General features: G+C 71.0%; 23 protein-coding genes and 1 pseudogene. 11 read left to right on the top strand and 13 right to left on the bottom strand.

From position 1 onward, the window contains the following. The 4 genes and pseudogenes from P3L51_RS13295 to ssd form a co-directional block, all read right to left on the bottom strand. Nucleotides 1-386 (bottom strand): annotated as a pseudogene (locus tag P3L51_RS13295) (type II secretion system F family protein); the annotation flags it as partial. Then, complete coding sequence (locus P3L51_RS13290; protein ID WP_354605375.1) at nucleotides 383-1249, bottom strand: type II secretion system F family protein; 867 nt, start codon at nucleotides 1247-1249, stop codon at nucleotides 383-385. The gene P3L51_RS13290 and the pseudogene P3L51_RS13295, both read right to left, overlap by 4 nt. A gap of 17 nt (nucleotides 1250-1266) precedes the next feature. Further along, complete coding sequence (locus P3L51_RS13285) at nucleotides 1267-2448, bottom strand: TadA family conjugal transfer-associated ATPase (protein ID WP_354605372.1); 1182 nt, start codon at nucleotides 2446-2448, stop codon at nucleotides 1267-1269. Then, entirely contained in the window at nucleotides 2445-3560 is a 1116-nt protein-coding gene (ssd, locus tag P3L51_RS13280) for a septum site-determining protein Ssd (RefSeq protein WP_354605371.1), read from the bottom strand. The genes P3L51_RS13285 and ssd overlap by 4 nt, the downstream gene beginning before the upstream one ends. 570 nt (nucleotides 3561-4130) lie before the next feature. Here ssd and P3L51_RS13275 point away from each other — a divergent pair. Beyond that, nucleotides 4131-4967 (top strand): HAD family hydrolase, encoded by an 837-nt coding sequence (locus P3L51_RS13275; protein WP_354605370.1) that lies wholly within the window; start codon nucleotides 4131-4133, stop codon nucleotides 4965-4967. A 383-nt stretch (nucleotides 4968-5350) separates the two neighbouring features. Here the strand turns inward: P3L51_RS13275 and P3L51_RS13270 are convergent, their stop codons facing one another. Next, on the bottom strand, nucleotides 5351-6271 hold the full coding sequence (locus P3L51_RS13270; protein ID WP_354605369.1) for a Fic family protein: 921 nt from the start codon (nucleotides 6269-6271) through the stop codon (nucleotides 5351-5353). A 102-nt stretch (nucleotides 6272-6373) separates the two neighbouring features. Here P3L51_RS13270 and P3L51_RS13265 point away from each other — a divergent pair, with 102 nt between their 5' ends. Then, the gene (locus tag P3L51_RS13265; RefSeq protein WP_354605368.1) at nucleotides 6374-7360 is read left to right on the top strand and encodes an ATP-binding protein; all 987 of its coding nucleotides are present in this window, start codon (nucleotides 6374-6376) and stop codon (nucleotides 7358-7360) included. An 88-nt stretch (nucleotides 7361-7448) separates the two neighbouring features. On the opposite strand, the gene P3L51_RS13260 is transcribed toward P3L51_RS13265, so the two are convergent. Next, nucleotides 7449-8888 (bottom strand): polysaccharide deacetylase family protein, encoded by a 1440-nt coding sequence (locus P3L51_RS13260; protein ID WP_354605367.1) that lies wholly within the window; start codon nucleotides 8886-8888, stop codon nucleotides 7449-7451. A gap of 306 nt (nucleotides 8889-9194) precedes the next feature. On the opposite strand from P3L51_RS13260, the gene P3L51_RS13255 reads away from it, so the two are divergent. From P3L51_RS13255 to P3L51_RS13230, 6 genes are all read left to right on the top strand, one after another. Next, the gene (locus P3L51_RS13255; RefSeq protein WP_354605366.1) at nucleotides 9195-11741 is read left to right on the top strand and encodes a SulP family inorganic anion transporter; all 2547 of its coding nucleotides are present in this window, start codon (nucleotides 9195-9197) and stop codon (nucleotides 11739-11741) included. 213 nt (nucleotides 11742-11954) lie between these two features. Next, nucleotides 11955-13910, top strand: coding sequence for an acetate--CoA ligase (gene acs, locus P3L51_RS13250; protein WP_435594441.1), 1956 nt, complete (start codon nucleotides 11955-11957; stop codon nucleotides 13908-13910). A gap of 209 nt (nucleotides 13911-14119) precedes the next feature. Beyond that, a complete protein-coding gene (nhaA, locus tag P3L51_RS13245) occupies nucleotides 14120-15535 on the top strand; it encodes a Na+/H+ antiporter NhaA (RefSeq protein WP_354605365.1) in 1416 nt (471 codons plus the stop codon). Between the two features lie 101 nt (nucleotides 15536-15636). Beyond that, a complete protein-coding gene (locus tag P3L51_RS13240) occupies nucleotides 15637-16140 on the top strand; it encodes a phage holin family protein (RefSeq protein ID WP_354605364.1) in 504 nt (167 codons plus the stop codon). After that, a complete protein-coding gene (locus tag P3L51_RS13235; RefSeq protein ID WP_354605363.1) occupies nucleotides 16137-17102 on the top strand; it encodes an alpha/beta fold hydrolase in 966 nt (321 codons plus the stop codon). Before P3L51_RS13240 ends, P3L51_RS13235 begins: the two co-directional genes overlap by 4 nt. 135 nt (nucleotides 17103-17237) lie before the next feature. Then, nucleotides 17238-17417, top strand: a complete 180-nt coding sequence (locus P3L51_RS13230) for a hypothetical protein (protein ID WP_354605362.1) — start codon at nucleotides 17238-17240, stop codon at nucleotides 17415-17417. Between the two features lie 156 nt (nucleotides 17418-17573). Here P3L51_RS13230 and P3L51_RS13225 read toward each other — a convergent pair whose 3' ends face one another. The 3 genes from P3L51_RS13225 to nth form a co-directional block, all read right to left on the bottom strand. Further along, a complete protein-coding gene (locus tag P3L51_RS13225) occupies nucleotides 17574-18773 on the bottom strand; it encodes a MarP family serine protease (RefSeq protein ID WP_354605361.1) in 1200 nt (399 codons plus the stop codon). A 126-nt stretch (nucleotides 18774-18899) separates the two neighbouring features. Further along, on the bottom strand, nucleotides 18900-19643 hold the full coding sequence (locus tag P3L51_RS13220) for an NUDIX hydrolase (protein WP_354605360.1): 744 nt from the start codon (nucleotides 19641-19643) through the stop codon (nucleotides 18900-18902). 142 nt (nucleotides 19644-19785) lie between these two features. Then, the gene (gene nth / locus P3L51_RS13215) at nucleotides 19786-20715 is read right to left on the bottom strand and encodes an endonuclease III (protein ID WP_435594440.1); all 930 of its coding nucleotides are present in this window, start codon (nucleotides 20713-20715) and stop codon (nucleotides 19786-19788) included. Nucleotides 20716-21027: 312 nt separating this feature from the next. On the opposite strand from nth, the gene P3L51_RS13210 reads away from it, so the two are divergent. Next, entirely contained in the window at nucleotides 21028-21702 is a 675-nt protein-coding gene (locus P3L51_RS13210) for a Crp/Fnr family transcriptional regulator (RefSeq protein ID WP_023539685.1), read from the top strand. 168 nt (nucleotides 21703-21870) lie between these two features. On the opposite strand, the gene P3L51_RS13205 is transcribed toward P3L51_RS13210, so the two are convergent. From P3L51_RS13205 to sp36, 4 genes are all read right to left on the bottom strand, one after another. Then, nucleotides 21871-22716 (bottom strand): MBL fold metallo-hydrolase, encoded by an 846-nt coding sequence (locus tag P3L51_RS13205; protein ID WP_354605358.1) that lies wholly within the window; start codon nucleotides 22714-22716, stop codon nucleotides 21871-21873. After that, nucleotides 22713-23603 (bottom strand): NUDIX hydrolase, encoded by an 891-nt coding sequence (locus tag P3L51_RS13200; RefSeq protein WP_354605357.1) that lies wholly within the window; start codon nucleotides 23601-23603, stop codon nucleotides 22713-22715. Before P3L51_RS13200 ends, P3L51_RS13205 begins: the two co-directional genes overlap by 4 nt. Before the next feature lie 117 nt (nucleotides 23604-23720). Further along, nucleotides 23721-24191 carry a RidA family protein gene (locus tag P3L51_RS13195; protein ID WP_354605356.1) on the bottom strand — a complete coding sequence of 157 codons (471 nt, stop codon included), beginning with the start codon at nucleotides 24189-24191 and terminating at the stop codon, nucleotides 23721-23723. Continuing rightward, nucleotides 24188-24349, bottom strand: coding sequence for a Sp36 family protein (gene sp36, locus P3L51_RS13190; RefSeq protein WP_354605355.1), 162 nt, complete (start codon nucleotides 24347-24349; stop codon nucleotides 24188-24190). The genes P3L51_RS13195 and sp36 overlap by 4 nt, the downstream gene beginning before the upstream one ends. 117 nt (nucleotides 24350-24466) lie before the next feature. On the opposite strand from sp36, the gene bagA reads away from it, so the two are divergent. Both bagA and bagB read left to right on the top strand, forming a co-directional pair. Then, nucleotides 24467-25426 carry an ATPase BagA gene (gene bagA / locus P3L51_RS13185; protein WP_354605354.1) on the top strand — a complete coding sequence of 320 codons (960 nt, stop codon included), beginning with the start codon at nucleotides 24467-24469 and terminating at the stop codon, nucleotides 25424-25426. Then, nucleotides 25426-26796, top strand: coding sequence for an ATPase BagB (gene bagB, locus P3L51_RS13180; protein ID WP_354605353.1), 1371 nt, complete (start codon nucleotides 25426-25428; stop codon nucleotides 26794-26796). Before bagA ends, bagB begins: the two co-directional genes overlap by 1 nt. The last annotated feature ends 127 nt before the right edge of the window (nucleotides 26797-26923 follow it).

Here is a 26923-nt window from a genome sequence, read left to right as displayed (position 1 = left end):
GCGAGAGGCAATTGCCGCTCGGCCTCGACGACGGCCTCTTCCGTGGTCGCCCCCGAGTCCGGCTTACGGGTACGCAGCCACCGCCCGACGCCGTACGCCCCGGCGAACCCGACCACCAATCCGGCCGTCCCGCCGACCAGGGCCCAGCCGAGACACCAGGCCCCCAGCGGCGGACTCCACCACCGGAGCCACGCCCCGTACTCCGGCCGCACGCGCCGCCGAACGGGCGCCACCTCCATGGCCAACAGCGCCACCATCCGTCCGCGCGCGGCTCGTTCGCGCCGCCACCCCGACCACGCCAGCACCACGGACACCAGCGCCGCGAGCAGTGAGGCGGCCACCCACAAGCTGTGGACGAGGTCCCCCTGCGCGAGTCGCCCGTTCATGGCGCACCCCCGCCCCGGACGATCCGCCCGGCCCACCAGAAGCCCACCGCCTCCAGGAGTCCGCCCACCGCCAGACAGCCCAGGCCGGCAGGGGTGTGGAGCAGCACGCCCAGCGGGTCGGCCCCCATGGCCCAGCCCATCGCCAGTCCCGCCACGGGCAGCAGCGCCAGCACCACCACCGTGGCCCAGGGACCGGCCAACTGGGCGCGCATGGATTCCCGTTGGTCCTGCTGCGCCCCCAGAGCGGCACGCAGCCGGTCGAGACCCGCGGCCAGTCCCGCCCCGCCGTCCACCGCGACCCGCCAGCAGGCCGCGACCCCGGCGAGACCTTCCGCACCCGGTCGCCGGGCGGCCTTGCGCAGGGCTTCGGGGACATCACCGCCGAAGCGGGCCGCCGCGACCACCAGGGCGAGTTCCGGACCGCTCAGGTCCCGGCCGACTGCCCGGACGGCTGCCGTGAGTGCCTCGGCCGGTTGCGCCCCGGCCCTCAGCTCCCCGACAAGCACGTCGCAGAGACCTCCCACGGCCCCGGCCCGCCGCTCCGCCGCGCGCCGGCGCTCCGCCGCCCGCAGCCGCCGCCTCACGAGCGGCGCCGCCACTGCGCCCGCGACCAGCGGCAGCACCGACTCGCCCCACAGGGCGAGCGCCACGGCGAGGGGCACACAGAGCCACTCCTTCCCCAGTCCCGCCAGCCGCTCGCGGACCACCCTCACCGCAGGCCCGGCCCTGCTGCCGCTGCCGTCGCCGCCCTCGCTTCCCGCGCCGAACAGCAGCTCCGCCCGCCGCGTGGCCCGCCTCCGGTCCACCCGCGTCCAGACCGCCAGCGCCGCGCAGACCGCCGCGCAGAACAGGGTCACGGGCATCGGGATCGGGAGCGCCGTCACAGCGCACCACCGATCAGTGACCGCAGCCTCGGCCAGCCCCGCTCGTACGCGAACCCCTCCGCGCCCCAGCGCAGCGCGGGCACCGGCACCACCAGCCCCGCCGCGTCCCGCTCCAGCACATGCACCTCGGCGATACGACGCCGCCCGGCCCGGTCCCGTACGAGATGGATCACCACCGACAGCGCCGCCGCCAACTGGCTGTGCAGAGCGGCCCGGTCCAGGCCTGCGGCCGTCCCGAGGGCTTCCAGCCGCGCGGGCACGTCGGCGGCGGTGTTCGCGTGAACCGTCCCGCAGCCGCCCTCGTGGCCCGTGTTCAAGGCGGCCAGGAGAGTGGTGACCTCAGCTCCCCGCACCTCCCCGACCACCAACCGGTCTGGCCGCATCCGCAGCGCCTGCCGCACCAGGTCCTCCAGGGTGACCTCGCCCGCGCCCTCCTGATTCGCGGGCCGCGCCTCCAGACGGACCACATGCGGGTGGTCGGGCCTCAACTCCGCCGAGTCCTCCGCCAGCACGATCCGCTCGCGCTCCCCCACCAGACCGAGCAGGGCGGAGAGGAGGGTTGTCTTGCCTGTGCCGGTCCCGCCGCTGATCAGGAACGACACCCGGGCCTCGATCAGCGCCCGCAGCAGTCGCTCGCCGCCCGGCGGCACCGTCCCGGCGGCGGTCAGTTCCGCCGGGGAGAACGCCCGGGGGCGTACGACCCGCAGAGACAGACACGTCGACCCGACGGCCACCGGGGGCAGCACCGCGTGCATCCGCGTGCCGTCGGGGAGCCGGGCGTCCACCCACGGGCGGGCGTCGTCCAACCGCCGCCCCGCCACGGCGGCGAGGCGCTGCGCCAGCCTCCGTACGGCCGAGGCGTCCGCGAACAACACGTCCGTCAACTCCAGCCCGCCTCCCCGGTCCACCCAGACCCGGTCGGGCGCCGACACCAGCACGTCGGTCACGGAGGGATCGGCCAGCAGGGGCTCCAGCGGCCCAGTCCCGACCAGCTCGCACCTCAACTCCTCGGCGGCGCCGAGCACTTCCACGTCCCCCAGGAGCCTCCCCTGGGCCCTCAGAGCCGCCGCCACGCGCGCGGGGGTCGGCTCGGCCCCACTCTCCGCCAGACGCTGCCGTACGGCGTCCAGGAGCGCTCCACCGACCTGCGCTCCCCTGGGGCGCGTCACGGCGCTCACGCGGTCACGCTCCCGTCCCCGGCGCCCGCGAGCGCCCGCTCCCAGAACGCGGCGCAGAACCGCGCCAGCGGACCCCGCACGCTCGCCCCCGGCGGTGCCCCGGTCTCCTGGGCCGCCAACAGACCGGGCTCCATGGGAAGTTCACCCACGAGCGGCAGCCGCAGCGCGTCGGCCACCCAGCTGTCGTCCAGCCCGGTCGCGTAAGGCCCACGGACCACCGCCCGCAGGTCCGGCAGGACCATGCCCACCAGGGACGCCACCCGGCCGGCGGCCGCGACGGCCCGCAGCTCCCCCGGCACCACCAGCAGACCGACGTCCAACTGCGCCAGCGCCTCCGCCGCGGCCTCGTCGATCCGGCGCGGAAGATCCACGACCACGACGCCGCCCCGCCTGCGGGCCGCCGCGAGGACGGACCGCATGGCCGCCGGCGGGACGAGCACGGAGTCTCCGCGGTCCCAGCTGAGGAGGCGCAGATCGTGCAGCCGCGGCAGTGACTCCTCCAGCGCGCCACCCGCCACCCGCCCCTTGGAGGCGGCGAAATCCGGCCATCGGCGGCCCTTCGCGCGCTCACCTCCGAGCAGCACGTCGAGCCCCCCGCCGAGCGGATCGCCGTCGATGAGCATGGTGCGCACGCCCTGGCGGGCGGCCGTGACCGCAAGGGCGCAGGCCAGCGTCGAGGCACCGGCCCCGCCACGACCGCCGATCACCCCGACGGTGAGCGCCGGCCGCCCCACACCTTCGGCGACGTCGGCGATCCGGTCCACGAGCCAGCTCTCGGCGTCGGGCAGCCGCAGCACGCAGTCGGCGCCGATCTCGACGGCCCGCCGCCATACGTCCGGGTCGTCCTGGTCATGGCCGACGAGCAGCACCCCTCGGCGCCGGGTGGCGGACCGGCAACGTACGGCCGCGTCGTCGCCCACCAGCACCAGCGGTGCGGACTCCCAGCCACCCCGTCGCTCGGGCACCGAGTGGTGCACCTCGGGCTCGGCGCCCGCGGCGGCGCACAGCCGCAGCAGATCGTCGAGCAGGTCGACGTCCTCGGTGACGATCAGCGGTCCGGCCCGGCGCCCTTCGGCGACCGGAGAGCGGTCGGACGTCCTGAATCCAGCCATTTACTCCACCCCCTATTCCCGCGATCCCGGATCGACGTCCGCAGCCGCGCCGAAGGCGCTCGCCCACACCATGCGGGGGACCCTCAAGGGCATCCGCTCAGTGGACTCTCAGCGATCTCGCAGTGATCCGGCATCTGCGATTCCGGCTACCGCGAACTTTCGCGGTGGGAAATCACCGTGCACCGCGCGGAAAAAACGTGTGGATCTTGCTCAAAAGCTGTGGACAACTCGCCGGTTGTGAATATCTCCGTAGCTCATACCGGTGACTTCCGAGAGCAGCCTGGCGACTACGCACAGTGACGGGTAGAGTGCGAATCGGATCCGCGCACACGAAGCGCGATGAGAGAAGGGGGTGTGGGGCGGCCACGGGCCCGAGCGGCAGAAAAGCGTCCGGACATGCGACGACCCCCGCCGGGGGGGAGAGCGGGGGTCGTCCCCCAGACCGACTCGGGGGGGGAGGAGCCGGACCAGGTGAGCACGGTCGCGAACGATCCGTGACTTCCATGGTGTACCCGAGAGCCTTCTCAGGCAAACCCACGCGCCGTACCTTACGCCGAATGGTGGGCGCCTATGCTCGACATCGTGGAAAACCACTCCTTGCCTCGCACAGCGGCCTTCTTTGACCTGGACAAGACGGTCATTGCGAAGTCGTCGACGTTGACCTTCAGCAAGTCCTTCTATCAAGGCGGACTGATCAACCGCCGAGCCGTACTGCGCACCGCATACACGCAGTTCGTCTTTCTCGCGGGCGGCGCCGATCACGATCAGATGGAGCGCATGCGCGAGTACCTCTCCGCGCTCTGCAAGGGCTGGAACGTCCAGCAGGTCAAGGAGATCGTGGCCGAGACGCTGCACGATCTCATCGACCCGATCATCTATGACGAGGCCGCCTCCCTCATCGAGGATCACCACACGGCCGGACGCGACGTGGTGATCGTCTCCACATCCGGCGCGGAGGTCGTCGAGCCGATCGGCGAACTCCTGGGCGCCGACCGGGTCGTGGCGACCCGCATGGTCGTCGGGCCCGACGGCTGCTTCACGGGCGAGATCGAGTACTACGCGTACGGGCCGACCAAGGCCGCGGCGGTCAAGGCGCTCGCCGCTTCCGAGGGGTACGACCTGGACCGCTGCTACGCGTACAGCGACTCGGTCACCGATCTGCCGATGCTCCAGTCGGTCGGCCACCCGTACGCGGTCAATCCCGACCGGGCGCTGAGGCGTGAGGCAGTGGCCCGCGATTGGCCGATTCTCGTCTTCAACCGGCCGGTCCGGCTCAAGCAGCGGCTGCCCGCCTTCTCCATGCCGCCACGGCCGGCGCTCGTCGCGGCGGCAGCGGTGGGCGCGGCGGCGGCCACGGCGGGACTGGTCTGGTACGCGAGCAGGCGGCGCCAGGCGGCTTCCGCGTGAGCCGCATGCCGATTGCACCGATCACGCCGACCACAGCCGGGCGGTTCGCCCGTATTTGAACCTAAAAGTAAAGTCGCGGAGCGAGGGCTTTCGCTTCTCTCCGGACAGGAGTAGAAAGGAATCAACGGCCCGCGAGACCAAGGACATCCGAGAGGATGACCCGTTACGCACGAAGGCCCCACGGACCGAGCATGAAAACTGAGTACCCACGCGACGTCGACCCGTCGAATACGGGCCAGCCGCACCAGGTGACGGGCGAAGTACCCGACCTGATGGGCGAATTACGAGGCGCCTGGTAGCTCGGTGGACGTGCCAGCGGCGGTACCTCTCCGGTACCGCCGCATCTCTGTCCCAGCAGGCACAGCCCTCTCCGGCGGGCCGGACTAAGCCGCGCCGCGCTGCAGCGCCTCGCACACGGCCGTCGACTCCCTGACACCCAGCTCGACCGCGCGCCCGCAGTGCGTGATCCATGCCGCCATCCCGTCGGGCGTCCCCGACAGATAGCCGTCGAACGCCGCCACGTACGCGGCACGCCCCAGCTCCGCGTGCCCGACCTCGGACGGGCAGATCGACTTGGGGTCGAGCCCGCTGCCGATCAGCACGACCCGTTCGGCGGCCCGCGCGACCAGCCCGTTGTACGAGCCGAAAGGGCGCAGCGCCAGCAGTTCGCCGTGCACGACCGCCGCCGTGACGAGCGCCGGCGCCGAACTCCCCGCGATCACCAGCTCGGAGAGCCCGTCCAGGCGTCCGGCCACCTCGTCGGCGGCGGGCAGCGGTGCCTCGATCAGCGGCTTGGGACTGTCGGGCCCCGGCGTCTCGACGACCGGTTCACCGGCCAGCCTCGGCCGCCCGACCGTCTCCCCCGCGACCTCCGCGGCCACTCCCGTACCAGCGCCCACGCCCGCACCCGCACCCGCGCCACCGGCCGCCACCAGATGCAGGCGGGCCAGCACCCGCACCGGCGACTGCCGCCAGATCGAGAGGAGTTGGCCCGCCTCGGCCGTCAACCGCAGCGCGGCTCCCACCGTCAGCGCGTCCGACGCGGCGCCGAAGTCGCTGCGCCGACGGACCTCTTCCAGCGCCCAGTCCGCGCCGGAGAGCGCCGCCGATCCGCGCGCGGCGCGCAGCGCGGCCTCCGAGGTGACCTCGCTGCCCCGCCGTCTCATCACGCGGTGCCCGTAGACCAGGTCGACCGCCTTGCGTACCGAATCCACCGCCTCGGGGACGCCCGGCAGGGAGCCCAGAGCGGCGAGAGGGTCGTGCCCTCGTGGAGCGGACGAAGCGTTCGGAGCTGTCGTACTCATAGGTAGCAAGGCTACGCGCCCGTAGCGCACGCCCCACGTTGGAGTGGTCTTCTTCACCCGAAGTGACAGCACACAGCAACATGACCACTACGCTAGGTGAACATGAAGATCGCTTTCGTGGGTAAGGGCGGCAGTGGCAAGACGACGCTGGCCTCGCTCTTCATCCGCCATCTGACCGCCAACGAGGCCCCCGTCATCGCGGTGGACGCCGACATCAACCAGCATCTCGGGGCCGCGCTCGGTCTCGACGAGGACCAGACCGCCGCGCTGCCGGCGATGGGCGCGCACCTCCCGCTCATCAAGGAGTACCTGCGCGGCACCAACCAGCGGATCACGTCCGCCGATTCGATGATCAAGACGACGCCCCCGGGCGAGGGCTCCCAGCTCCTCCGGGTCCGCGAGTCGAATCCGGTGTACGACGCCTGCGCCCGCACCGTCCGGCTGGACGACGGCGACATCCAGCTGATGGCCACGGGGCCGTTCACCGAGTCCGACCTGGGGGTGGCCTGCTACCACTCCAAGGTCGGCGCGGTCGAGCTCTGCCTGAACCACCTCGTCGACGGCCCGGACGAATACGTCGTCGTCGACATGACGGCGGGCTCGGACTCGTTCGCGTCCGGGATGTTCACCCGGTTCGACATGACGTTCCTGGTTGTCGAGCCGACGCGTAAGGGAGTGTCCGTCTACCGCCAGTACAAGGAGTACGCGCGGGACTTCGGCATCGCGCTGAACGTCGTCGGCAACAAGGTCCAGGCCCAGGACGACGTGGATTTCCTCCAGGACGAGGTGGGCGACGACCTGCTCGTGACCGTGGGCCACTCCAACTGGGTGCGGTCCATGGAGAAGGGCCGCCCGGCCCCCTTCGAGCTGCTGGAGGCGGAGAACCGCGTGGCGCTCCAGGTCCTGGAGGACGCGGCGGAGGACTCGTACGCGGACCGCGACTGGGAGCGCTACACGCGGCAGATGGTGCACTTCCACCTCAGGAACGCGGAGAGCTGGGGTAACGCGAAGACGGGCGCCGACCTGGCCGCACAGGTCGACCCGGCGTTCGTGCTCCGCGAGGACGTGGCCGTCCCGCAGCCGAGCTGAGCGCCGCGGTGGTACGGGCGGCACATCGTCGTGCCGCCCGTACCACCGCGCTCACCGCTCACACCGCCCGTACCCCCGAGCGCTCGGCTCAGTTCGCGGCCGGGTCCGCTTCAGAGCCGGAGTCGGAGTCGGAGTCGGAGTCGGAGTCGGAGTCGGAGTCGGAGTCGGAGTCGGAGTCGGAGTCGGAGTCCGGACCTGAGTTCGGAGCCGAATCCGGGCCGTCGGAGGCTGAGTCCGGGCCGTCGGCGGCCTTGGAGGCCGAGCCCGGAGCCGCCGGGACCGCCGGTGAGGCCGGCGGCTCGGGCGCCGTCAGATACGACTGCCAGCTGACCGCGGGCTTCTGGCCCACGCCCAGCTCACGCAGCCTTTCGAGCGTCTGCGGTTCCTGCGCGTCCAGCCAGTCCGCGAGTTCCTTGAACGTCACGCACTGCACGCCGTCCTTCACACAGACGGTCTTGATCGTCTCCTCGATGGCACGCATGTACGTGCCGCCGTTCCACGACTCGAAGTGGTTGCCGATGATCAGCGGCGCGCGGTTGCCGTCGTAGGCGCGGCCGAAGGCCTGGAGCAGACCGTCACGCATCTGATTGCCCCAGTACTCGTGCTGGGACGGGTCGCCGTTGACCGTCTTCGACTGGTTGAACATGAAGTTGTAGTCCATCGAGAGCGTCTCGAACTTCCGGCCGGGCACCGGGACGAGCTGCAGCGGGATGTCCCACATGCCCTCGGTCTTCTTCGGCCAGACCTGGTTGCCGACACCGCTGGAGTCGTAGCGGAAGCCCATCGTCCGCGCCGCCCGCATCATGTTCTTCTGCCCTTCCAGGCAGGGGGTGCGGGCGCCGACCAGCTCCTTCTCGTAGTCGAAGGGCAGCGGAGACTCGGCCTTCAGGCCGGTGTTGCTCTTCCAGTTCTTGACGAAGGCCTTGGCCTGGCTGATCTCGCTCTTCCACTCCTCGACGGACCAGTTGCCGACCCCGCCGTCGGCGCCGCAGAAGTGCCCGTTGAAGTGGGTGCCGATCTCGTTGCCGTCCCGCCAGGCGGCGCGCAGCTCGCGCAGGGTGTTCTTGATCCCCTCGGTGTCGTTGAAGCCGATGTCCGAGCGGCCGACCGCGTGTTGGGGCGGGCTGTACTGCTTGGACTTGTCCTTCGGCAGGAGATAGACGCCGCTGAGGAAGTACGTCATCTTCGCGTCGTACTTCTTGCCCACGTCGCGGAAGTGGGAGAAGAGCTTCTGGCTGTCCTCTCCGGCGCCGTCCCAGGAGAACACCACGAACTGCGGCGGCTTCTGACCGGGCTTCAGGCGCTCCGGCTTGAGGACGCCGGGCTGGGCGCCGGTGTACGCCGTCGAACCGTCGCCGATGAGCCGTACCGCGCTCTTGGGCGGCCCCTTCTTCGCCCCGTGGGCACCCCCCTCGGTCTGGGTCGTGCCCTTCGGTTCCGGTGAACCGGACCCGGAACATCCGGCGAGCCCCACGGCCAGCGCCGTCACGGCCACGCCGCAGGCGATCCTCTTTCTGGCGGCCAGCATCCGCCCACCTCTTCCCTCAGGTTCTGTGCGTTGGAGCGCCGAAACGCCGAAAAACGCCGAGCACGGCGCCGAGCGCCGACAACGTCGCACTGGGACCCGAGGGGATCCGGTATGACAAGCCGGACAAAATGACTAATCACCACTGCGGGTGAAAGCTTGCCCCATTTGCCCGGAAAGTCATGCCTCAATCTTTACTCTCCATTACGATCCATTTACTGAGCGTTGATAAATCCCGCCGCTGCACGCCGTGGCCCACGGCCGCGTCACCTGTTCCGCGACCGCGCCGCCCCGGAGGAGACGGGAAACATGTCTGCCTACGTCCCCACCCGCGAAGACCACCCCGATCGCCCACAGAGCCCGCACAGCCCTCACAGTCCGGACGGCCCGAACGGCCCGGACAAACCGCCGCCGCCCGGCCGATTGCGGGGGTTCCGGATCGCCGGAGCGGATTTCTCCGCCTCCATCTCGGTCTTCCTGATCGCCCTGCCGCTCTCCCTCGGCATCGCGCTCGCCACCGGCGCGCCCCTCCAGGCCGGTCTCGTCGCCGCGGCCGTGGGCGGTCTCGTGGTCGGCCGCCTCGGCGGCGCCCCGCTCCAGGTCAGTGGCCCGGCGGCCGGTCTGACCGTCGTCACCGCCGACCTGATCCAGCGGTACGGCTGGCGCACCACCTGCGCCATCACGGTGCTCGCGGGTCTCGCCCAACTCGGCCTCGCCGCCCTGCGCGTCGCCCGCTCGGCGCTCGCCGTAAGCCCCGCGATCGTGCACGGCATGCTGGCCGGCATCGGCGTCACGATCGCGCTCGCCCAGCTGCACATCGTCCTCGGCGGCACCCCGCAGAGCTCCGCCGTCGCCAACGTCCAGGGTCTGCCCGCCCAGTTGGCCGATCTGCACCCGGCCGCGGCCTCCGTGAGCGCGCTGACCATGGTCGTTCTGCTCGCCTGGCCGCGGATCCCCGGGCGTACGGGCCGGATCGTACGGAAGCTGCCCGCCGCCCTCGCGGCGGTGGCGGCGGCGACCGCCGTGGCCGCCCTCGTGGGGCTGAGCCTCGACCGCGTCGATCTGCCCTCCTGGAGCAGCCATGTGCTGCCCGAGCCACCGCAGGGACCGGTGCTCGGACTGATCGCCGCCGTGCTCACGATCACCCTGGTCGGCAGCGTCGAGTCACTGCTGTCCGCGGTCGCCGTCGACAAGCTGGTGGCCGCCCGCAAGGACCCGGACATCCAGATTCCGCGCGCCCGGCTCGACCGGGAGCTGACCGGACAGGGCGCGGCGAACGTCGTCTCCGGGACCCTCGGCGGACTGCCGATCACCGGGGTCGCCGTCCGCAGCGCGGCCAATGTGGCCGCGGGCGGGATCAGTCGGAATTCGACGATGCTGCACGGGCTGTGGGTCGCCGTCGCCGCGCTCTTCCTGGTGTCGGTGCTCGACCTGATCCCGCTGGCCGCGCTCGCCGCGCTGGTCATGGTCATCGGCGTCCAGATGGTGAGCATCACCCACATGCGCACCGTGCGGCGCAATCGCGAGCTGCTCGTCTACGTGGGGACGCTGGCCGGTGTGGTATTCACCGGCGTCCTGGAGGGGGTGCTGATCGGGATCGCGCTGGCGGTGGCCGTCGCGCTGCACCGGCTCACCCGGACACGGATCACGATGGACGAGCAGGAGGGCGTCCACCGGCTGCGCGCACGCGGTCAGTTGACCTTCCTGGCCGTTCCGCGGCTGAGCCGTCTGCTGCACCAAGTGCCACAGGGAAGCGACTGCGTGGTCGAGTTGGACGGTTCGTTCATGGATCACGCGGCGTACGAGGCGCTGCACGACTGGCAGGTCGCGCATCTGGCCCGGGGCGGCACGGTCGAGTTCACCGGCGGATCCGGTGACCGTATCCCCGAGCCCGCCGAGCCGGTGACGCAGTCGAGCACCTGCTGCCGCCCGTGGACACCGTGGCGCAACCACCACTGCGGCGATCCGGTGGAGCAGCCGCAGACACGAGGGCGGAAGACGGATCAGGTGCGGATCTCGAGCCGGGTCCAGGGCGGCCAACTCGCCAGTGGACTCAGCTCGTTCCAGCGCAATACGGCTCCGCTCGTACGGGGCGAGCTGGCGCGGCTGGCACGCGAGGGCCAGCAGCCCTCCCAGCTCTTTCTCACCTGCGCCGACTCCCGTCTGGTGACCAGCATGATCACGGCGAGCGGTCCCGGTGATCTGTTCACCGTCCGCAATGTCGGCAATCTGGTCCCCCTTCCGGGGGAGGAGGGTGCGGAGGGACAGGACGACTCGGTGGCCGCGGCGATCGAGTACGCGGTCGATGTCCTGCGGGTCGAGTCCATCACGGTCTGCGGACACTCCGGATGCGGCGCGATGCAGGCCCTCCTCAACGCACCCGCCGACGCGCCTGCCAACACCCCCGTCAACACATCTGCCAACGCCCCCAACCCCACGGCCATCGACACGCGCGCCGATGCGCCCGTCGACCCGTCCCCACAGGAAACCCCCGCACCACCATCCCCCCTCACCCGCTGGCTCCGGCACGGCCGGCCCAGCCTGGAGCGGATGAGGAGCCGCGACCACGCCTGGGCCAGGATCGCCGGGCGGCTGCCGGCCGACGCGGTCGAGCAGCTCTGTCTGACCAATGTCGTCCAGCAGTTGGAGCATCTGCGCGCCCACACGGCGGTGGCCCGGGGCCTGGCCGAGGGAAGGCTCGAACTGCACGGCATGTACTTCCATGTCGGCGAGGCGCAGGCGTATCTGCTCGCGGCAGACGGACAGCCCGACGAGCGGCCCGAGGGTCAGTCCGACAGCACGGACAAGGTGTTCAACCGGGTGGCCCCGACGGCGTTCGAGGAGTCGCGCGCCTGAACCGGCGCCCCGCCGCATCCGTGAGAATGTGTGGCCCCGTTCCCCACCACAGCCGGGGAACGGGGCCACTTACTCGTACGCCAACTCATCACTCCACCCGCCAGTCCGGCCGCATAGGTCTAAACCAATTTACTGAAGACCCTTGTCACCCGGGCATCTGCCTGATGAGCTAGGCCCGGGGACACATAGGACGCCCTGGGAAAGGGAGATGTCGTGAGCAACGAAAGCCTGGCCAACCTGCTCAAGGAAGAGCGGAGGTTCGAGCCACCGGCCGAGCTGGCCGCGAACGCCAACGTGACAGCGGAGGCGTATGAGCAGGCCGAGGCGGACAGGCTTGGCTTCTGGGCCGAGCAGGCCCGGCGGCTCACCTGGGCCACCGAACCGACCGAGACCCTCGACTGGTCGAACCCGCCCTTCGCGAAGTGGTTCGCGGACGGCGAGATCAACGTCGCGTACAACTGCGTGGACCGCCACGTCGAGGCGGGCAACGGCGACCGGGTCGCCATCCACTTCGAGGGCGAGCCCGGCGACAGCCGTTCCCTCACCTACGCCGAGCTCAAGGACGAGGTCTCCCGGGCCGCGAACGCGCTCACCGAGCTGGGCGTGACCAAGGGCGACCGCGTCGCCATCTACATGCCGATGATCCCCGAGACGGCCGTGGCGATGCTGGCGTGCGCCCGCATCGGCGCCGCGCACTCCGTGGTCTTCGGCGGCTTCTCGGCGGACGCCGTGGCCTCCCGTATCCAGGACGCCGACGCCAAGCTCGTCATCACCTCGGACGGCGGCTACCGGCGCGGCAAGCCGAGCGCGCTCAAGCCCGCGATCGACGACGCCGTCGCCCGGTGTCCGCAGGTCGAGCATGTCCTGGTGGTCCGCCGCACCGGCCAGGACACCGCCTTCAGCGAGGGCCGGGACGTGTGGTGGCACGACATCGTCGACCGCCAGTCCACCGAGCACACGCCGGAGGCGTTCAACGCCGAGCACCCGCTCTTCATCCTGTACACGTCCGGCACGACGGGGAAGCCCAAGGGCATCCTGCACACTTCGGGCGGCTACCTCACCCAGGTGGCGTACACGCATCACGCGGTCTTCGACCTCAAGCCGGAGACGGACGTCTACTGGTGCACGGCCGACGTCGGCTGGGTGACCGGTCACTCGTACATCGTGTACGGGCCGCTGGCCAACGGCGCGACGCAGGTCATGTACGAGGGCACGCCCGACACTCCGCACCAGGGGCGCTTCTGGGAGATCGTCCAGAAGTACGGCGTCACGATCCTCTACACGGCGCCGACCGCGATCCGCACGTTCATGAAGTGGGGGGACGACATCCCCGCCAAGTTCGATCTGACGTCGCTGCGCGTCCTGGGCTCGGTCGGTGAGCCGATCAATCCCGAGGCCTGGATCTGGTACCGGCAGAACATCGGCGCGGGCAAGACCCCGGTCGTGGACACCTGGTGGCAGACCGAGACCGGCGGCATGATGATCTCCCCGCTGCCCGGCGTCACCGCCGCCAAGCCGGGCTCCGCGCAGCGCGCGCTCCCCGGCATCTCGGCGACCGTCGTGGACGACGACGCCAACGAGGTGCCGAACGGCGGCGGCGGATATCTCGTCCTCACCGAGCCGTGGCCGGCGATGCTCCGCACCATCTGGGGCGACGACCAGCGGTTCATCGACACCTACTGGTCGCGGTTCGAGGGCAAGTACTTCGCGGGCGACGGCGCCAAGAGGGACGACGACGGCGACATCTGGCTGCTGGGCCGGGTCGACGACGTGATGCTGGTGTCCGGCCACAACATCTCCACCACGGAGGTCGAGTCGGCGCTCGTCTCGCACCCGAAGGTCGCCGAGGCGGCCGTCGTCGGTGCCACGGACGAGACGACCGGTCAGGCGATCGTCGCCTTCGTCATCCTGCGCGGTACGGCGTCGGTGGACGACGGTCTGGTGGCCGAGCTGCGCAACCACGTCAGTACGGCGCTGGGCCCGATCGCCAAGCCGAAGCGGATCCTGCCGGTGGCCGAGCTGCCGAAGACCCGTTCGGGCAAGATCATGCGGCGGCTGCTGCGCGATGTCGCGGAGAACCGCCAGCTCGGTGACGTCACGACGCTCACCGACTCCTCGGTGATGGATCTGATCCAGACGCAGCTCCCGAGCGCGACCAGCGAGGACTGAGCAGGTCCGTCGGACACGACGAGGTCGGACACGACGAGGTCGGACACGAAGTCGGACACGCGGTCGGACACGAAGAAGGAGCCCCCGGCGCATCGCTCCGGGGGCTCCTCTTTGTAACGGGCGCTCCTCTTTGTAAAGTGGGCGGCGCGTCAACAATGTAATAAGGATCCAAAGGTGCGCCGGGAAGTCTGGTCGGCAGGCAATTCGTCATGCCCGCCGAACCGACCGGAGGACCCTTCGTGGCCACCCCGCGCACCTTCCTCGGACGCCTCCCGCTCCCCGAGCGGACGTATCTCGCGAGCGCGCTGCGGACCGAGACGGTCGGCGGTGTCCTGCTGCTCGTGGCCGCCGTCGCCGCCCTGATCTGGGCCAACACCCCGCTCAGCGCCAGCTACGCGACCGTCGGTGATTTCCATCTGGGCCCGGCCTCCCTCGGTCTGAACCTCTCGATCCAGCACTGGGCGGCCGACGGACTGCTCGCCGTCTTCTTCTTCGTCGCCGGCATCGAGCTGAAGCGCGAGCTGGTGGCCGGTGAGCTGCGCGACCCGAAGGCCGCCGCCCTCCCCGTGATCGCGGCACTCTGCGGCATGGCCGTGCCCGCCCTCGTCTATGTGCTGGTCAACCTCGTGGGCGGCGGTTCCACGGACGGCTGGGCCGTCCCCACCGCCACCGACATCGCCTTCGCGCTCGCCGTGCTCGCCGTCCTCGGCACCTCATTGCCGTCCGCGCTGCGCGCCTTCCTGCTCACCCTCGCCGTCGTGGACGACCTCTTCGCGATCCTGATCATCGCGATCTTCTTCACCAGCGACATCGACTTCCTGGCCCTGGCCGGCGCCGTCGCCGCGCTCGCCGTCTTCTGGCTCCTCCTCAGGACAGGGGTGCACGGCTGGTACGTGTATGTCCCGCTGGCCCTCGTCATCTGGGCCCTGATGTACAACAGCGGCGTCCACGCCACCGTCGCCGGTGTCGCGATGGGCCTGATGCTCCGCTGCGTCAGACGCGAGGGCGAGGAGCAGTCCCCCGGCGAGCGCATCGAACACCTCGTCCGCCCTCTGTCGGCCGGTCTCGCCGTGCCGCTGTTCGCGCTCTTCTCGGCGGGTGTCTCGATCAGCGGCGGCGCGCTGGCCGACGTCTTCACCCGGCCGGAGACCCTGGGGGTGGTCCTGGGCCTCGTCATCGGCAAGGCGCTCGGCATCTTCGGCGGCACCTGGCTGGCCGCGCGCTTCACCAAGGCCGAACTGAACGAGGATCTGGCCTGGCCGGACATCCTCGCCGTGTCGACGCTCGCCGGAATCGGCTTCACCGTCTCGCTGCTCATCGGCGAACTCGCCTTCACCGGCGATCCCGGGCTGACGGCCGAGGTGAAGGCCGCCGTGCTGACGGGTTCGGTGATCGCCGCCGTACTCGCCGCCGTACTGCTGCGGCTGAGGGTCCGTACGTACCGGGCGCTGTACGACTCCGAGGAGCTCGACGAGGACATGGACGGCATTCCCGATATCTACGAGCAGGACGATCCGGCGTACCACTTGAGAATGGCCGCGATCTACGAGGGGAAGGCGGCAGAGCACCGCCGGTTGGCGGAACACGCCGCAGCGACGCGCGATGACGGCGCCGGTCCGGCATGATCTGACATCCGACACCGATCTGACTTCCGGCATGATCTGAAGGCGCAGAGCCGGAAGAAACCCAGATCTGCGAGAGCGCAGCCGAAACGAGGGAGTCAACGATGAGCGACCCCGGCAGCCATGCCGCCGTCACCACCGCAGCTGTCGACGCCGTTCCAGCCGTCCGGTTCGATGGGGCCGACCGCAGCCTCGGGCAGTTGGTCTCGTCGGCGACCGCGGAGGTGTCCGCGCTGGTGCACGACGAGATCGCGCTGGCCAAGGCCGAACTGCGACAGGACGTCAAGCGGGGCGTGACGGGCAGCGCCGCGATCGGCATCGCGGGAGTGTTCGCACTTTTCTCGCTGCCGGTGCTGAGCTTCGCCGCCGCGTACGGGATCCACAACTGGGGCCTCGGGCTCGCCTGGTCGTTCCTGATCGTGGGAGGAGCGTTTCTGCTCCTCGCGGGAGTGCTGGGGCTGATCGCCATGCGGAAGTTCAAGAAGGTCAAGCCGCCGGAGAAGACCATCGCGTCCGCCAAGCAGACGGCCGCAGTGCTCCAGACGGTCAAACCGCATCCGCGCCCCGTTCATGAGGCAGACAAGACTGTGGCACGCTCGTCTGTATGACCGCCCCCGAAAACGGCCCTGGCACCACCTCCGGCAGCATCCCCGGCGCGACCGTCGCGGCGGATGTGCGCCTCGACGGGCCCTGGACGCACCGGGACGTGGCGGCCAACGGAGCCCGCTTTCACATCGCCGAGATGGGCGACGGGCCGCTGGTGCTGCTGCTGCACGGCTTCCCGCAGTTCTGGTGGACCTGGCGGCACCAACTGCCCGCGCTCGCCGAGGCCGGGTACCGGGCCGTCGCGATGGACCTGCGGGGCGTGGGCGGCAGCGACCGTACGCCCCGCGGTTACGACCCCGCCAACCTGGCGCTCGACATCACCGGTGTGGTGCGCTCGCTCGGCGAGCCGGACGCCGCGCTCGTCGGGCACGACCTCGGCGGGTATCTCGCCTGGACCGCGGCCGTGATGCGGCCGAAGCTGGTGCGCAGGCTCGTGGTCTCCTCGATGCCGCACCCGCGCCGCTGGCGCTCCGCGATGCTGTCGGACTTCTCGCAGAGCAGGGCCGGCTCTTACATCTGGGGCTTCCAGCGGCCGTGGCTGCCGGAGCGTCAGCTCGTCGCCGAGGACGGGGCGTTGGTGGGCGAGCTGATCCGCGACTGGTCGGGGCCGCAGCCGCCCGACGACAAGACGGTCGACATCTACCGGCGGGCGATGACCATCCCCTCGACGGCGCACTGCTCGATCGAGCCGTACCGCTGGATGGTGCGGTCGATGGCGCGGCCGGACGGAATCCAGTTCAACCGGCGGATGAAGCGTCCGGTGCGGGTGCCGACCCTCCAGTTGCACGGGTCGCTCGATCCGGCGATGCGTACGCGCAGTACGGCCGGGTCCGCCGAGTACGTCGAAGCGCCCTACCGGTGGCGGCTGTTCGACGGTCTTGGCCATTTTCCGCAGGAGGAGGACCCCGTGGCGTTCTCCACGGAACTCATCAACTGGCTGAAGGATCCCGAGCCCGACCGCTGATCAGCGCCGTGTTCGACGGGTCGACACCCACCCTCATGAACAGTTGTACGACGAACAGCCAATTGCCTCACGCATAGGCCAATTGGCCGACGCCGGGGCGATTACCGACCATGGGCCCCGGGCAAACGTCGGGGTATGGGCTGGACGCACGACTACGGTGACGCAGCACGCAACCGCCGCTCGGCCTCTGTGCCGATCACCCACGAGAGGGGCGGCCCGGAAGATCGGGGCCATGATCTCCGACTCGGTATTCCACTGATTCTCCGCCGAAGGGCCCGTTGGGTCTCGGCACGGCTGCGGCACCCCCGCAGCTAGATCGGCGGAAGCGAGAAGGAGCCACGGAGCACGGGAGCAACGGAGGACAGAGCCGGGCCGGACCAGGATCTCCTGGCCCGGCCCGTCCTCGTTCCGGCGCCGACGTTCCAACGTGGTCGTTACGACGCGGTCGTTACGGCGCCGACGTCTCAGCCGCTAGAGCGCGCATCCCTGGCTGTCGACCTGCTGGTTGGCCGAGCGTCCCAGGTCGATGTCCTCGCGGATCTCGTCGGCCGTCAGGGCGTAGCCGGTGTCCGGGTCGTCCAGCGACCGGGCGAAGATCACGCCGTACACCTTGCCGTCGGTGGTGAGCAGCGGGCCGCCCGAATTGCCCTGCCGGACGGTCGCGAAGAGTGAGTAGACATCGCGCCGGACCTCGCCGCGCCGGTAGATGTCCGGGCCGTTGGCGTCGATACGGCCCCGGACACGGGCCGAGCGCACGTCGTACGCGCCGTTCTCCGGGAAGCCGGCGACGATCGCGCTGTCGCCGCTGCGCGCGTCCCGGTCGGTGAACTGGAGCACGGGGGCGCGCAGGTCGGGGACGTCCAGGACGGCGATGTCCCGCTCCCAGTCGTAGAGGACGACCTTCGCGTCGTACAGCCTGCCTTCGCCGCCTATCTGGACGGTGGGCTCGTCCACGCCGCCCACGACGTGCGCGTTGGTCATGACGCGGCGCTCGGCGAAGACGAAGCCGGTGCCTTCGAGGACCTTGCTGCAGCTCTGCGCCGTACCGACCACCTTGACGATGGAGCGCTGCGCGCGGGCGGCGACGGGGCTTCCGACGAGCGCCGGGTCCGGCGGGTCGACTGCGGTGATGGGCTCGTTGGCGAACGGGCTGAAGACCTGCGGGAACCCCTTCTCGGCGAGGACGGAGGAGAAGCCCGTGAACCAGGTCGCCGTCTGTCCGGGCATCACCCGCGAGACGCCGAGCAGCACCTTGGAGTTACGGACCTCCTTGCCGAGCGTCGGCAGCGAGGTCCCGGCCAGGGCGGAGCCGATCAGCCAGGCGACCAGCAGCATGGCGACGACATTGACCAGCGCGCCGCCCGTGGCGTCCACGGCGCGCGCCGGTGACCAGGTGATGTAGCGGCGGAGCTTGTTGCCGAGGTGGGTGGTGAAGGCCTGTCCCACCGAGGCGCACACGATCACGACGACGACGGCGACGACCGTGGCCGTCGTCGTGACCTCGGCCTCCTCGGTGATCTGGTCCCAGAGCACCGGGAGCAGATAGACCGCGACGAGACCGCCGCCGAGGAAGCCGATCACCGAAAGGATGCCCACGACGAAGCCCTGGCGGTAGCCCACGATCGCGAACCACACGGCGGCGAGCAGCAGCAGGATGTCCAGCACGTTCACTGTCAATAGCCTCGCTAGCCTCGCTGATTCGTCTGCCGTCGCCCCGTCGGGTGGGGGTCCGGACCTGCGGCGCAGTCACTGTCCGACGGCGTACCACCAGGCCGGCGCAGCGATTGGGCAAGCCTGTCATGAGCGCCGGTCGAGCGGGACCTCCTTCGAGCGGTCCCATGGGCGCTCCCAGCCCGAGAAGTGCAGAATGCGATCGATCACCCCGGCGGTGAAGCCCCAGACGAGCGCCGAAGCGACGGTGAAGGCGGGGCTGTTGATTCCGCTCGGGTGCGTGGCCATGACGCGGTTGGCCGGGTCCGTGAGATCCGCCACGGGCACGGCGAAGACCCGGGCCGTCTCCGCGAGATCGACGGCGCCGACCGGGGTGGGGGTGTGCCACCAGCCGAGCACCGGGGTCACGACGAACTCGCTCACCGGGATGTAGAGCTTGGGCAGCACGCCGAAGAGCTGGACGCCGGCCGGGTCGAGCCCGGTCTCCTCCTCGGCCTCCCGCAGCGCGGCGCGCAGCGGTCCGGTCGTCGCCGGATCACCGTCCTCCGCGTCGAGGGCGCCGCCGGGGAAGGATGCCTGTCCGGCGTGCGAGCGCAGGGTGCTGGCCCGCTCCATCAGCAGCAGCTCGGGGCCGCGCTCGCCCTCACCGAAGAGGATGAGCACGGCGGACTGCCGTCCGACGCCGCTCGCGGGCGGCAGGAAACGGCTCAGCTGTTCCGGCGCCACGGTCCGCATGGCGCCCACCACCGGGTCGAGCCAGTCGGGCAGGCCCTCGGCGGTGACGGGGACGTCGGTCCCCTGTGCGCCGTGGATCCGTGCGGCACGCGCTGTGCGTGCGGTCCGTGCGGCATGCGTGTCAGCCCGTGTCATCGGCACCCCCGACGTACAACGCCCGCTGTCGCCCGGATCGTTCCAGCCGCATGTGCCGCAGCCCTTCCTCTCCCGTTCGTCCCGCTCGCCGGTGTGTTCGGTGATACGGCTCCGGCCCGCCGCGCGCTCACCGCTCGGGCGCTCATTCGGCCCCGGCGGGGGTGCCGAGGGGCGGTGCGGGCTTGCCCGGGTAGTCCGGCGGCGGGGAGAGCCGCTGTCCCGGATAGCCGCCCATCTCGTACTTGAGCAGCTTCCTGGCCTTCTCCGGGTCCGTCTCGCCCTCTCCGTAGGAGGGGCAGAGGTGCGCGATCGGGCAGGCGCCGCAGGCGGGCTTGCGGGAGTGGCAGACCCGGCGTCCGTGGAAGATGATCCGGTGCGAGAGCATCGTCCACTCGCTCTTGGGGAAGATCTCGGCGATCTCCGCCTCGACCTTCTCCGGGTCCTCCTGGTCGGTCCACCTCCAGCGGCGCACGAGCCGGCCGAAGTGGGTGTCGACAGTCAGGCCGGGGACCCCGAAAGCGTTGCCCAGCACCACATTGGCCGTCTTGCGGCCGACGCCGGGCAGCGTCACGAGGTCCTTCAGCGTGCCGGGCACCTCGCCGTCGTAACGGTCACGCAGCGCCGTCGACAGCCCTATGAGGGACCTCGCCTTGGCCCGGAAGAAGCCCGTGGGACGGATGACCTGCTCCAGCTCCTCGGGCACGGCGGCGGCCATGTCCTCCGGGGTCGGATACTTCGCGAAGAGCGCGGGCGTCGTCTGATTGACGCGCAGGTCCGTCGTCTGGGCGGACAGGACCGTGGCGACGAGCAGCTCGAAGGGGTCGCGGAAGTCCAGCTCCGGGTGGGCGTACGGATAGACGTCGGCCAGCTCGCGGTTGATCCGGCGGGCGCGCCGGACCATCGCCAGGTGGGACTCCGGCTTGGCACTCTTCGGCCGCGCGGCTCTCGTGGCCTTGGCGGCGGGCCTGCTCGCGGGCTCGGTGGTCCCGGCCTTGCGCGCGGCCTTGCTCGCGGGCTGCTCGCTTGCGCCTTTTGCGGCTTTGTTCGACTTCGCGGAAGGCTGTTCGCCCACAGCGGAATTCTGCTTCGGTGACACTCTTCCAGCTCCCTTGGCCTGCCCTCTCACCGGCGAGTTGGACACCCGGCCAGCCTAGAGCCCGGCACTGACATCCGCCCCGACCCCGGCCGATCACCACCCGAATCGGCCCCCGGGGCACGGTCAGGGGCCGCTGTACGTCAAACTTGTGACTGATCGCACGTTTTCGACAACGGGTGACCGGGACGGAGACAGAGTCGCCGCCGGCCCGCGCCACCCTTGAACACGCAGCACGTCCGGCATCATGGGACCGACGGTCCCCTGAGCAGGTCGACAAGGAGAGATTTCGTGGACGATGTTCTACGACGCGCCCCGCTCTTCGCGGCGCTCGACGACGAGCAGGCCGCGGAGCTCCGCGCCTCGATGAGTGAGACGACGCTCGCCCGCGGCGACGCGCTGTTCCACGAAGGCGACCCCGGCGACCGCCTCTACGTGGTCACCGAGGGCAAGGTCAAACTGCACCGCACGTCCCCCGACGGCCGCGAGAACATGCTGGCCGTCCTCGGCCCCGGCGAACTGATCGGCGAGCTGTCGCTCTTCGACCCCGGCCCGCGCACCGCCACCGCGAGCGCCCTCACCGAGGTCAAGCTCCTCGGCCTGGGCCACGGCGACCTCCAGCCCTGGCTGAACGCCCGCCCCGAGGTGGCCACCGCACTGCTGCGCGCCGTCGCCCGGCGCCTGCGCAAGACGAACGACCAGATGTCCGACCTGGTCTTCTCCGACGTGCCGGGCCGTGTGGCCCGCGCGCTCCTCGACCTGTCGCGCCGCTTCGGCGTGCAGTCGGAGGAAGGCATTCACGTCGTGCACGACCTCACGCAGGAAGAGCTGGCCCAGCTGGTCGGCGCCTCCCGCGAGACGGTCAACAAGGCGCTCGCCGACTTCGCCCAGCGCGGCTGGCTGCGCCTGGAGGCCCGCGCGGTGATCCTGCTGGACGTCGAGCGCCTCGCGAAGCGCTCGCGCTGACCGCCGTCGGCGTCGCCGACCCATTCCGGCGTCGCCGAACCCCGTCGCGTCGTCGGCGCACACGCGCCGGACGCCGCTGTACGACTGCGTGAAGGCCGCCCCGCTCCCCGAGCCGGGCGGCCTTCCGCATGCCGCCACGAGGCCGCCGCGGCCCGCCCCAGGGGCGTCCTACAGCCCGGAGATCAGCCCGTGCTCCCGCAGATACTCCAGCTGCGCCCGCACCGAGAGCTCCGCCGCCGGCCACAGGGACCGGTCCACGCCGCTGCCTCCGTACACATGCGCCACGATCTCCGCCGCCGAGCGGTAGCCGTTCTCCACCGCCGTCTCGACCTGCGCGAGCCGGCTCGCGCGGTGCGCGAGGTAGTACTCGACCGCGCCCTGGGCGTCCTCCAGTACGGGCCCGTGCCCCGGCAGCACCGTGTGGACGCCGTCGTCGACGGTCAGTGAGCGCAGCCGCCGCAGCGAGTCGACGTAGTCGCCGAGCCTGCCGTCCGGGTGGGCCACCATCGTCGTACCGCGGCCGAGGATGGTGTCGCCCGTCAGCACCGCGCGGTCGGCCGGCAGATGGAAGCAGAGCGAGTCGGAGGTGTGCCCGGGGGTGGCCACGACGCGCAGCTCAAGGCCGCCCTCGGTGACGACGTCACCGGCCGCCAGTCCCTCGTCGCCGAGGCGCAGCGCCGGATCCAGGGCCCGTACGGACGTACGCGTCAGCTCGGCGAAGCGCGACGCGCCCTCCGCGTGGTCCGGGTGGCCGTGGGTGAGGAGGGTCAGCGCGACGCGCTTGCCCGCCCGCTCCGCGGCGGCGACGACCGCCCGCAGATGCCCCTCGTCGAGCGGGCCGGGATCGATCACGACCGCGAGCGCGGAGTCCGGCTCGGAGAGGATCCAGGTGTTCGTGCCGTCGAGGGTCATCGCCGACGCGTTGGGCGCCAGCACGTTGACCGCGCGGGCCGTCGCGGCGCCCGAGAGGACGGCTCCGCGCGGCTGTCCCGGCAGGGCCGCGGCGTCCGTCATCGGTCCCCACCACCCAGCGGCAGGCCCAGGGGCACGCGTTTGGTGAACTCCTCCTGGCCCGGCCAGCTGAGCACCACCTCGTCGCCCTCCACCCTCGGCCTGGCCAGCACCGGCGCGAGATCCCGCCCGGCGGCGGCTGCCAGCGCCTCGGCCACGGAGCCGTACGGCTGGAGCTGGCGCAGGGTCGCCACGGTGGGAGGCATCATCAGCAGCTCGCCCTCGTCGTATCCCAGCGCCGCGTCGGCGGGCCGGATCCACACCGTGCGGTCGGCCTCCGTGGAAGCGTTGCGCGTACGCTGCCCGGCCGGCAGCGCGGCCACGAAGAACCAGGTGTCGTACCGCTTGGGCTCGAACTCGGGGGTGATCCACCGGGTCCACGCCGCCAGCAGATCACTGCGCAGGGTCAGCCCGCGCCGGTCCAGGAAGTCCGCGAAGGACAGCTCGCGGTCGACGAGAGCGGCCCGGTCGGCCTCCCAGTCGTCGCCCGTGGTGTCGCCGACGAGGGTCTCGGCCGTCTCACCGGCCAGCAGGACCCCGGCCTCCTCGTACGTCTCGCGCACCGCCGCGCAGACGACGGCCTGCGCGGACGCGGCGTCCACGCCGAGCCGCCGCGCCCACACGTCACGCCCCGGCCCCGCCCAGCGGACGAGCCGGTCGTCGTCGCGCGGGTCGACGCCACCGCCCGGATAGGCGTACGCACCTCCGGCGAAGGCCATGGAGGTGCGGCGGCGCAGCATATGTACGGAGGGTCCGGAGGATCCGTCGACGGCATCGCGCAGCAGCATCACGGTCGCGGCCCGCCGTGCGGGGGCGACACTCAGCTCGCCCCGGGCGAGCGCGCGGATGCGGCCGGACCACTCGGGCGGGAACCACTGACCATTGGACATGCCGGGATGCTACGGGCTTCCCCGGCGATGTTCGAGAGTCACTTCCCGGGGCCGGTGACCCCGGGGCAGCTCGAAGCCGGCCCAGGGGCGACACGGCGGGACCACGCGGGCGGACGGTCAGTCCGCGACGAGCTCCACCTGGATCTCGATCTCGACGGGGGCGTCCAGCGGCAGGACGGCGACGCCCACCGCGCTGCGCGCGTGCACGCCCTTGTCGCCGAAGACCTGCCCGAACAGCTCGCTCGCCCCGTTGAGGACGGCGGGCTGGCCGGTGAAGTCCGACGCGGAGGCGACGAATCCCACGACCTTCACCACGCGCGCGACGCGGTCCAGGTCGCCGATGACGGACTTCACCGCGGCCAGCGCGTTGAGCGCGCAGACGCGGGCGAGGTCCTTGGCCTCCTCGGGCGTCACCTCGGCGCCGACCTTGCCGGTCACCGGAAGCTTGCCCTCCACCATCGGGAGCTGCCCGGCGGTGTAGACGTACGCGCCGGACCGCACGGCCGGTTGATACGCCGCCAGAGGCGGTACGACCTGCGGAACCGTCAGCCCCAGTTCGGCGAGAGCCGCCTCGACCACGCCGCTCACGCGGACCTCTCGCGCTTCAGATAGGCCACCAGCTGCTCGGGGTTGTTCGGACCCGGAATGACCTGGACGAGCTCCCAGCCGTCCTCGCCCCAGGTGTCCAGAATCTGCTTCGTCGCGTGCACGAGAAGAGGCACCGTCGCGTATTCCCACTTCGTCATGGGCCGACTGTATCCGCACCGCGCGACAAGCCCGTACGGAGCCTGCGGAGGATCTCGAACAGAGCCCGTGGACCACCTCGTGCGTAGCCCGCGGCCCGACTGGTTAGGCTCGAATGTGTGAGCAGGCTCCAGGTCGTCAGCGGCAAGGGCGGCACCGGTAAGACCACGGTCGCCGCGGCCCTCGCGCTCGCCCTCGCGACGGAGGGCAAGCGCACCCTCCTTGTGGAGGTCGAGGGCAGACAGGGCATCGCACAGCTCTTCGAAACGGAGGCGCTTCCTTACGAGGAACGGAAGATCGCCGTCGCCCCGGGCGGTGGCGAGGTGCACGCGCTGGCCATCGACGCCGAGCGCGCTCTTCTCGACTACCTCCAGATGTTCTACAAGCTCGGCAGCGCGGGCCGCGCCCTGAAGAAGCTCGGCGCCATCGACTTCGCCACCACCATCGCGCCGGGCGTGCGGGACGTCCTGCTGACCGGCAAGGCGTGCGAGGCCGTACGCCGGCGGGACAAACAGGGCCGGTTCACCTACGACTACGTGGTGATGGACGCCCCGCCCACCGGCCGCATCACACGCTTCCTGAACGTGAACGACGAGGTGGCCGGACTCGCCAAGATAGGGCCGATATACAACCAGGCGCAGGCGGTCATGCGGGTGCTCAAGTCGCCCGGCACCGCCGTACACCTGGTGACCCTTCTTGAGGAGATGCCGGTCCAGGAGACCGCCGACGGCATCGGCGAGCTGCGCGGTGCCGAACTGCCCGTCGGCAAGGTGATCGTGAACATGGTGCGCCCGCACCTCCTCGACGAGGCCGCGGTCAACGGTGTGGCGGGCGACCGCCGTAAGGAGGTCACCAAGGCGCTCGCGGCGGCCGGGGTGAGCGCGCCCACGAAGCTCGTGGGGCCGCTCCTGGAGCAGGCCGCGGAGCACGCCCAGCGGGTGGAGCTGGAGCGCGAGCAGCGAGCCGTCCTGGCGAAGCTCGGGCTGCCTACGTACGAACTCCCCCTGATCGGTGAGGGCATGGACCTCGCCGGTCTGTACCGCCTGGCGGGGGAGCTACGGAATCTTGGGGAGGCCTGATGACTCTGGACCCGGCGGCGGCCCCGCTCGAAGTCGATCCGCTGCTCGACGACCCGGAGACCCGCATCATCGTGTGCTGCGGCTCCGGCGGCGTCGGCAAGACGACGACGGCGGCGGCTCTCGGCGTACGGGCGGCGGAGCGGGGCCGCAAGGTGGTCGTGCTGACCATCGACCCGGCCCGCCGGCTCGCCCAGTCCATGGGCATCGACTCGCTCGACAACACCCCCCGGCAGGTCAAGGGCATCGAGGGCCCCGGTGAACTGCACGCGATGATGCTCGACATGAAGCGCACCTTCGACGAGATCGTCGAGGCGCACGCGGATCCGGACCGGGCCCGCGCCATCCTGGAGAACCCCTTCTACCAGTCCCTGTCGGCCGGTTTCGCGGGCACGCAGGAGTACATGGCGATGGAGAAGCTGGGGCAGTTGCGGGCCCGCGAGGAGTGGGACCTCATCGTCGTCGACACCCCGCCGTCGCGCTCCGCGCTGGACTTTCTGGACGCGCCGAAGCGGCTGGGCTCGTTCCTGGACGGCAAGTTCATCCGGCTGCTGATGGCCCCGGCGAAGATGGGCGGCCGGGCCGGGATGAAGTTCCTGAACGTCGGCATGTCGATGATGACCGGCACCCTCGGGAAGCTGCTCGGCGGCCAATTCCTGCGCGACGTACAGACGTTCGTCGCGGCCATGGACACGATGTTCGGCGGTTTCCGTACGCGCGCGGACGCGACGTACCGACTGCTCCAGGCGCCCGGCACGGCGTTCCTCGTGGTCGCGGCGCCGGAGCGGGACGCGCTGCGCGAGGCGGCGTACTTCGTGGAGCGGCTGGCCGCCGAGGGGATGCCGCTCGCGGGTCTCGTCCTCAACCGCGTGCACGGCAGCGGCGCTTCCCGGCTGTCGGCCGAGCGGGCGCGGGCCGCCGCGGAAAATCTTGAAGAGGGTCGCATTGTGGATCAGAGCCACGGGAAGAATGGTGTTCGTGAGGCCGCCGCCCCCGCGGGCTCCTCTCCCGACGCCCCCGAGGCACCCCACACGTCCGAGCCGCACAAGGAATCGCCCCGCGGCGAATCGTCCCGATCCCCGCAGTCCACGTCGCAGTCCACTTCCCGGCAACTCCCGCACCAGGAAACGGAATCACAGACGCCCGGACAGCCGTCGGTGAATCAGCTGACGGCCGGTCTGCTGCGCCTGCACGCCGAGCGCATGCAGGTGCTCAAGCGTGAGCAGCGCACCCGCGACCGCTTCACCGCGCTCCACCCCGAGGTGCCGGTGGCCGAGGTGGCGGCGCTGCCCGGCGATGTCCACGACCTCACCGGGCTCCGGACCATCGGCGACCGCCTCGGGGGCGGGAGCGCGGCGACCGGAGCCGCGTAACCGGTGCCGCGGCCCGGGTCGCGTAACCGACTGCGGCCGGCCTCGACCGACCGCGACCCGTCAGGCCGACGGGCCGTGCGGGCCTGCTGCTCGTCACACGCCGCCGGCTGGTCACCGCCGGCTGCTC

The organism is Streptomyces panacea, from assembly GCF_040560175.1.
Classification (GTDB): Bacteria; Actinomycetota; Actinomycetes; order Streptomycetales; family Streptomycetaceae; genus Streptomyces; species Streptomyces panacea.
Note: the sequence above shows the minus strand (reverse complement) of the source record. Positions and strands in the feature narration are given on the sequence as shown.

Excerpts from the sequence above, each read along its gene's own strand:
- P3L51_RS13255 (WP_354605366.1), top strand. The coding sequence starts at position 9,195 with ATGTCTGCCTACGTCCCCACCCGCGAAGACCACCCCGATCGCCCACAG.
- bagB (WP_354605353.1), top strand. The coding sequence starts at position 25,426 with ATGACTCTGGACCCGGCGGCGGCCCCGCTCGAAGTCGATCCGCTGCTC.
- P3L51_RS13270 (WP_354605369.1), bottom strand. The coding sequence starts at position 6,271 with ATGAGTACGACAGCTCCGAACGCTTCGTCCGCTCCACGAGGGCACGAC.
- P3L51_RS13205 (WP_354605358.1), bottom strand. The coding sequence starts at position 22,716 with ATGACGGACGCCGCGGCCCTGCCGGGACAGCCGCGCGGAGCCGTCCTC.
- P3L51_RS13290 (WP_354605375.1), bottom strand. The coding sequence starts at position 1,249 with ATGCCCGTGACCCTGTTCTGCGCGGCGGTCTGCGCGGCGCTGGCGGTC.
- P3L51_RS13240 (WP_354605364.1), top strand. The coding sequence starts at position 15,637 with ATGAGCGACCCCGGCAGCCATGCCGCCGTCACCACCGCAGCTGTCGAC.
- P3L51_RS13235 (WP_354605363.1), top strand. The coding sequence starts at position 16,137 with ATGACCGCCCCCGAAAACGGCCCTGGCACCACCTCCGGCAGCATCCCC.
- ssd (WP_354605371.1), bottom strand. The coding sequence starts at position 3,560 with ATGGCTGGATTCAGGACGTCCGACCGCTCTCCGGTCGCCGAAGGGCGC.
- P3L51_RS13230 (WP_354605362.1), top strand. The coding sequence starts at position 17,238 with ATGGGCTGGACGCACGACTACGGTGACGCAGCACGCAACCGCCGCTCG.
- nhaA (WP_354605365.1), top strand. The coding sequence starts at position 14,120 with ATGCCCGCCGAACCGACCGGAGGACCCTTCGTGGCCACCCCGCGCACC.
- P3L51_RS13220 (WP_354605360.1), bottom strand. The coding sequence starts at position 19,643 with ATGACACGGGCTGACACGCATGCCGCACGGACCGCACGCACAGCGCGT.
- P3L51_RS13265 (WP_354605368.1), top strand. The coding sequence starts at position 6,374 with ATGAAGATCGCTTTCGTGGGTAAGGGCGGCAGTGGCAAGACGACGCTG.
- sp36 (WP_354605355.1), bottom strand. The coding sequence starts at position 24,349 with ATGACGAAGTGGGAATACGCGACGGTGCCTCTTCTCGTGCACGCGACG.
- P3L51_RS13275 (WP_354605370.1), top strand. The coding sequence starts at position 4,131 with ATGCTCGACATCGTGGAAAACCACTCCTTGCCTCGCACAGCGGCCTTC.
- P3L51_RS13200 (WP_354605357.1), bottom strand. The coding sequence starts at position 23,603 with ATGTCCAATGGTCAGTGGTTCCCGCCCGAGTGGTCCGGCCGCATCCGC.
- P3L51_RS13260 (WP_354605367.1), bottom strand. The coding sequence starts at position 8,888 with ATGCTGGCCGCCAGAAAGAGGATCGCCTGCGGCGTGGCCGTGACGGCG.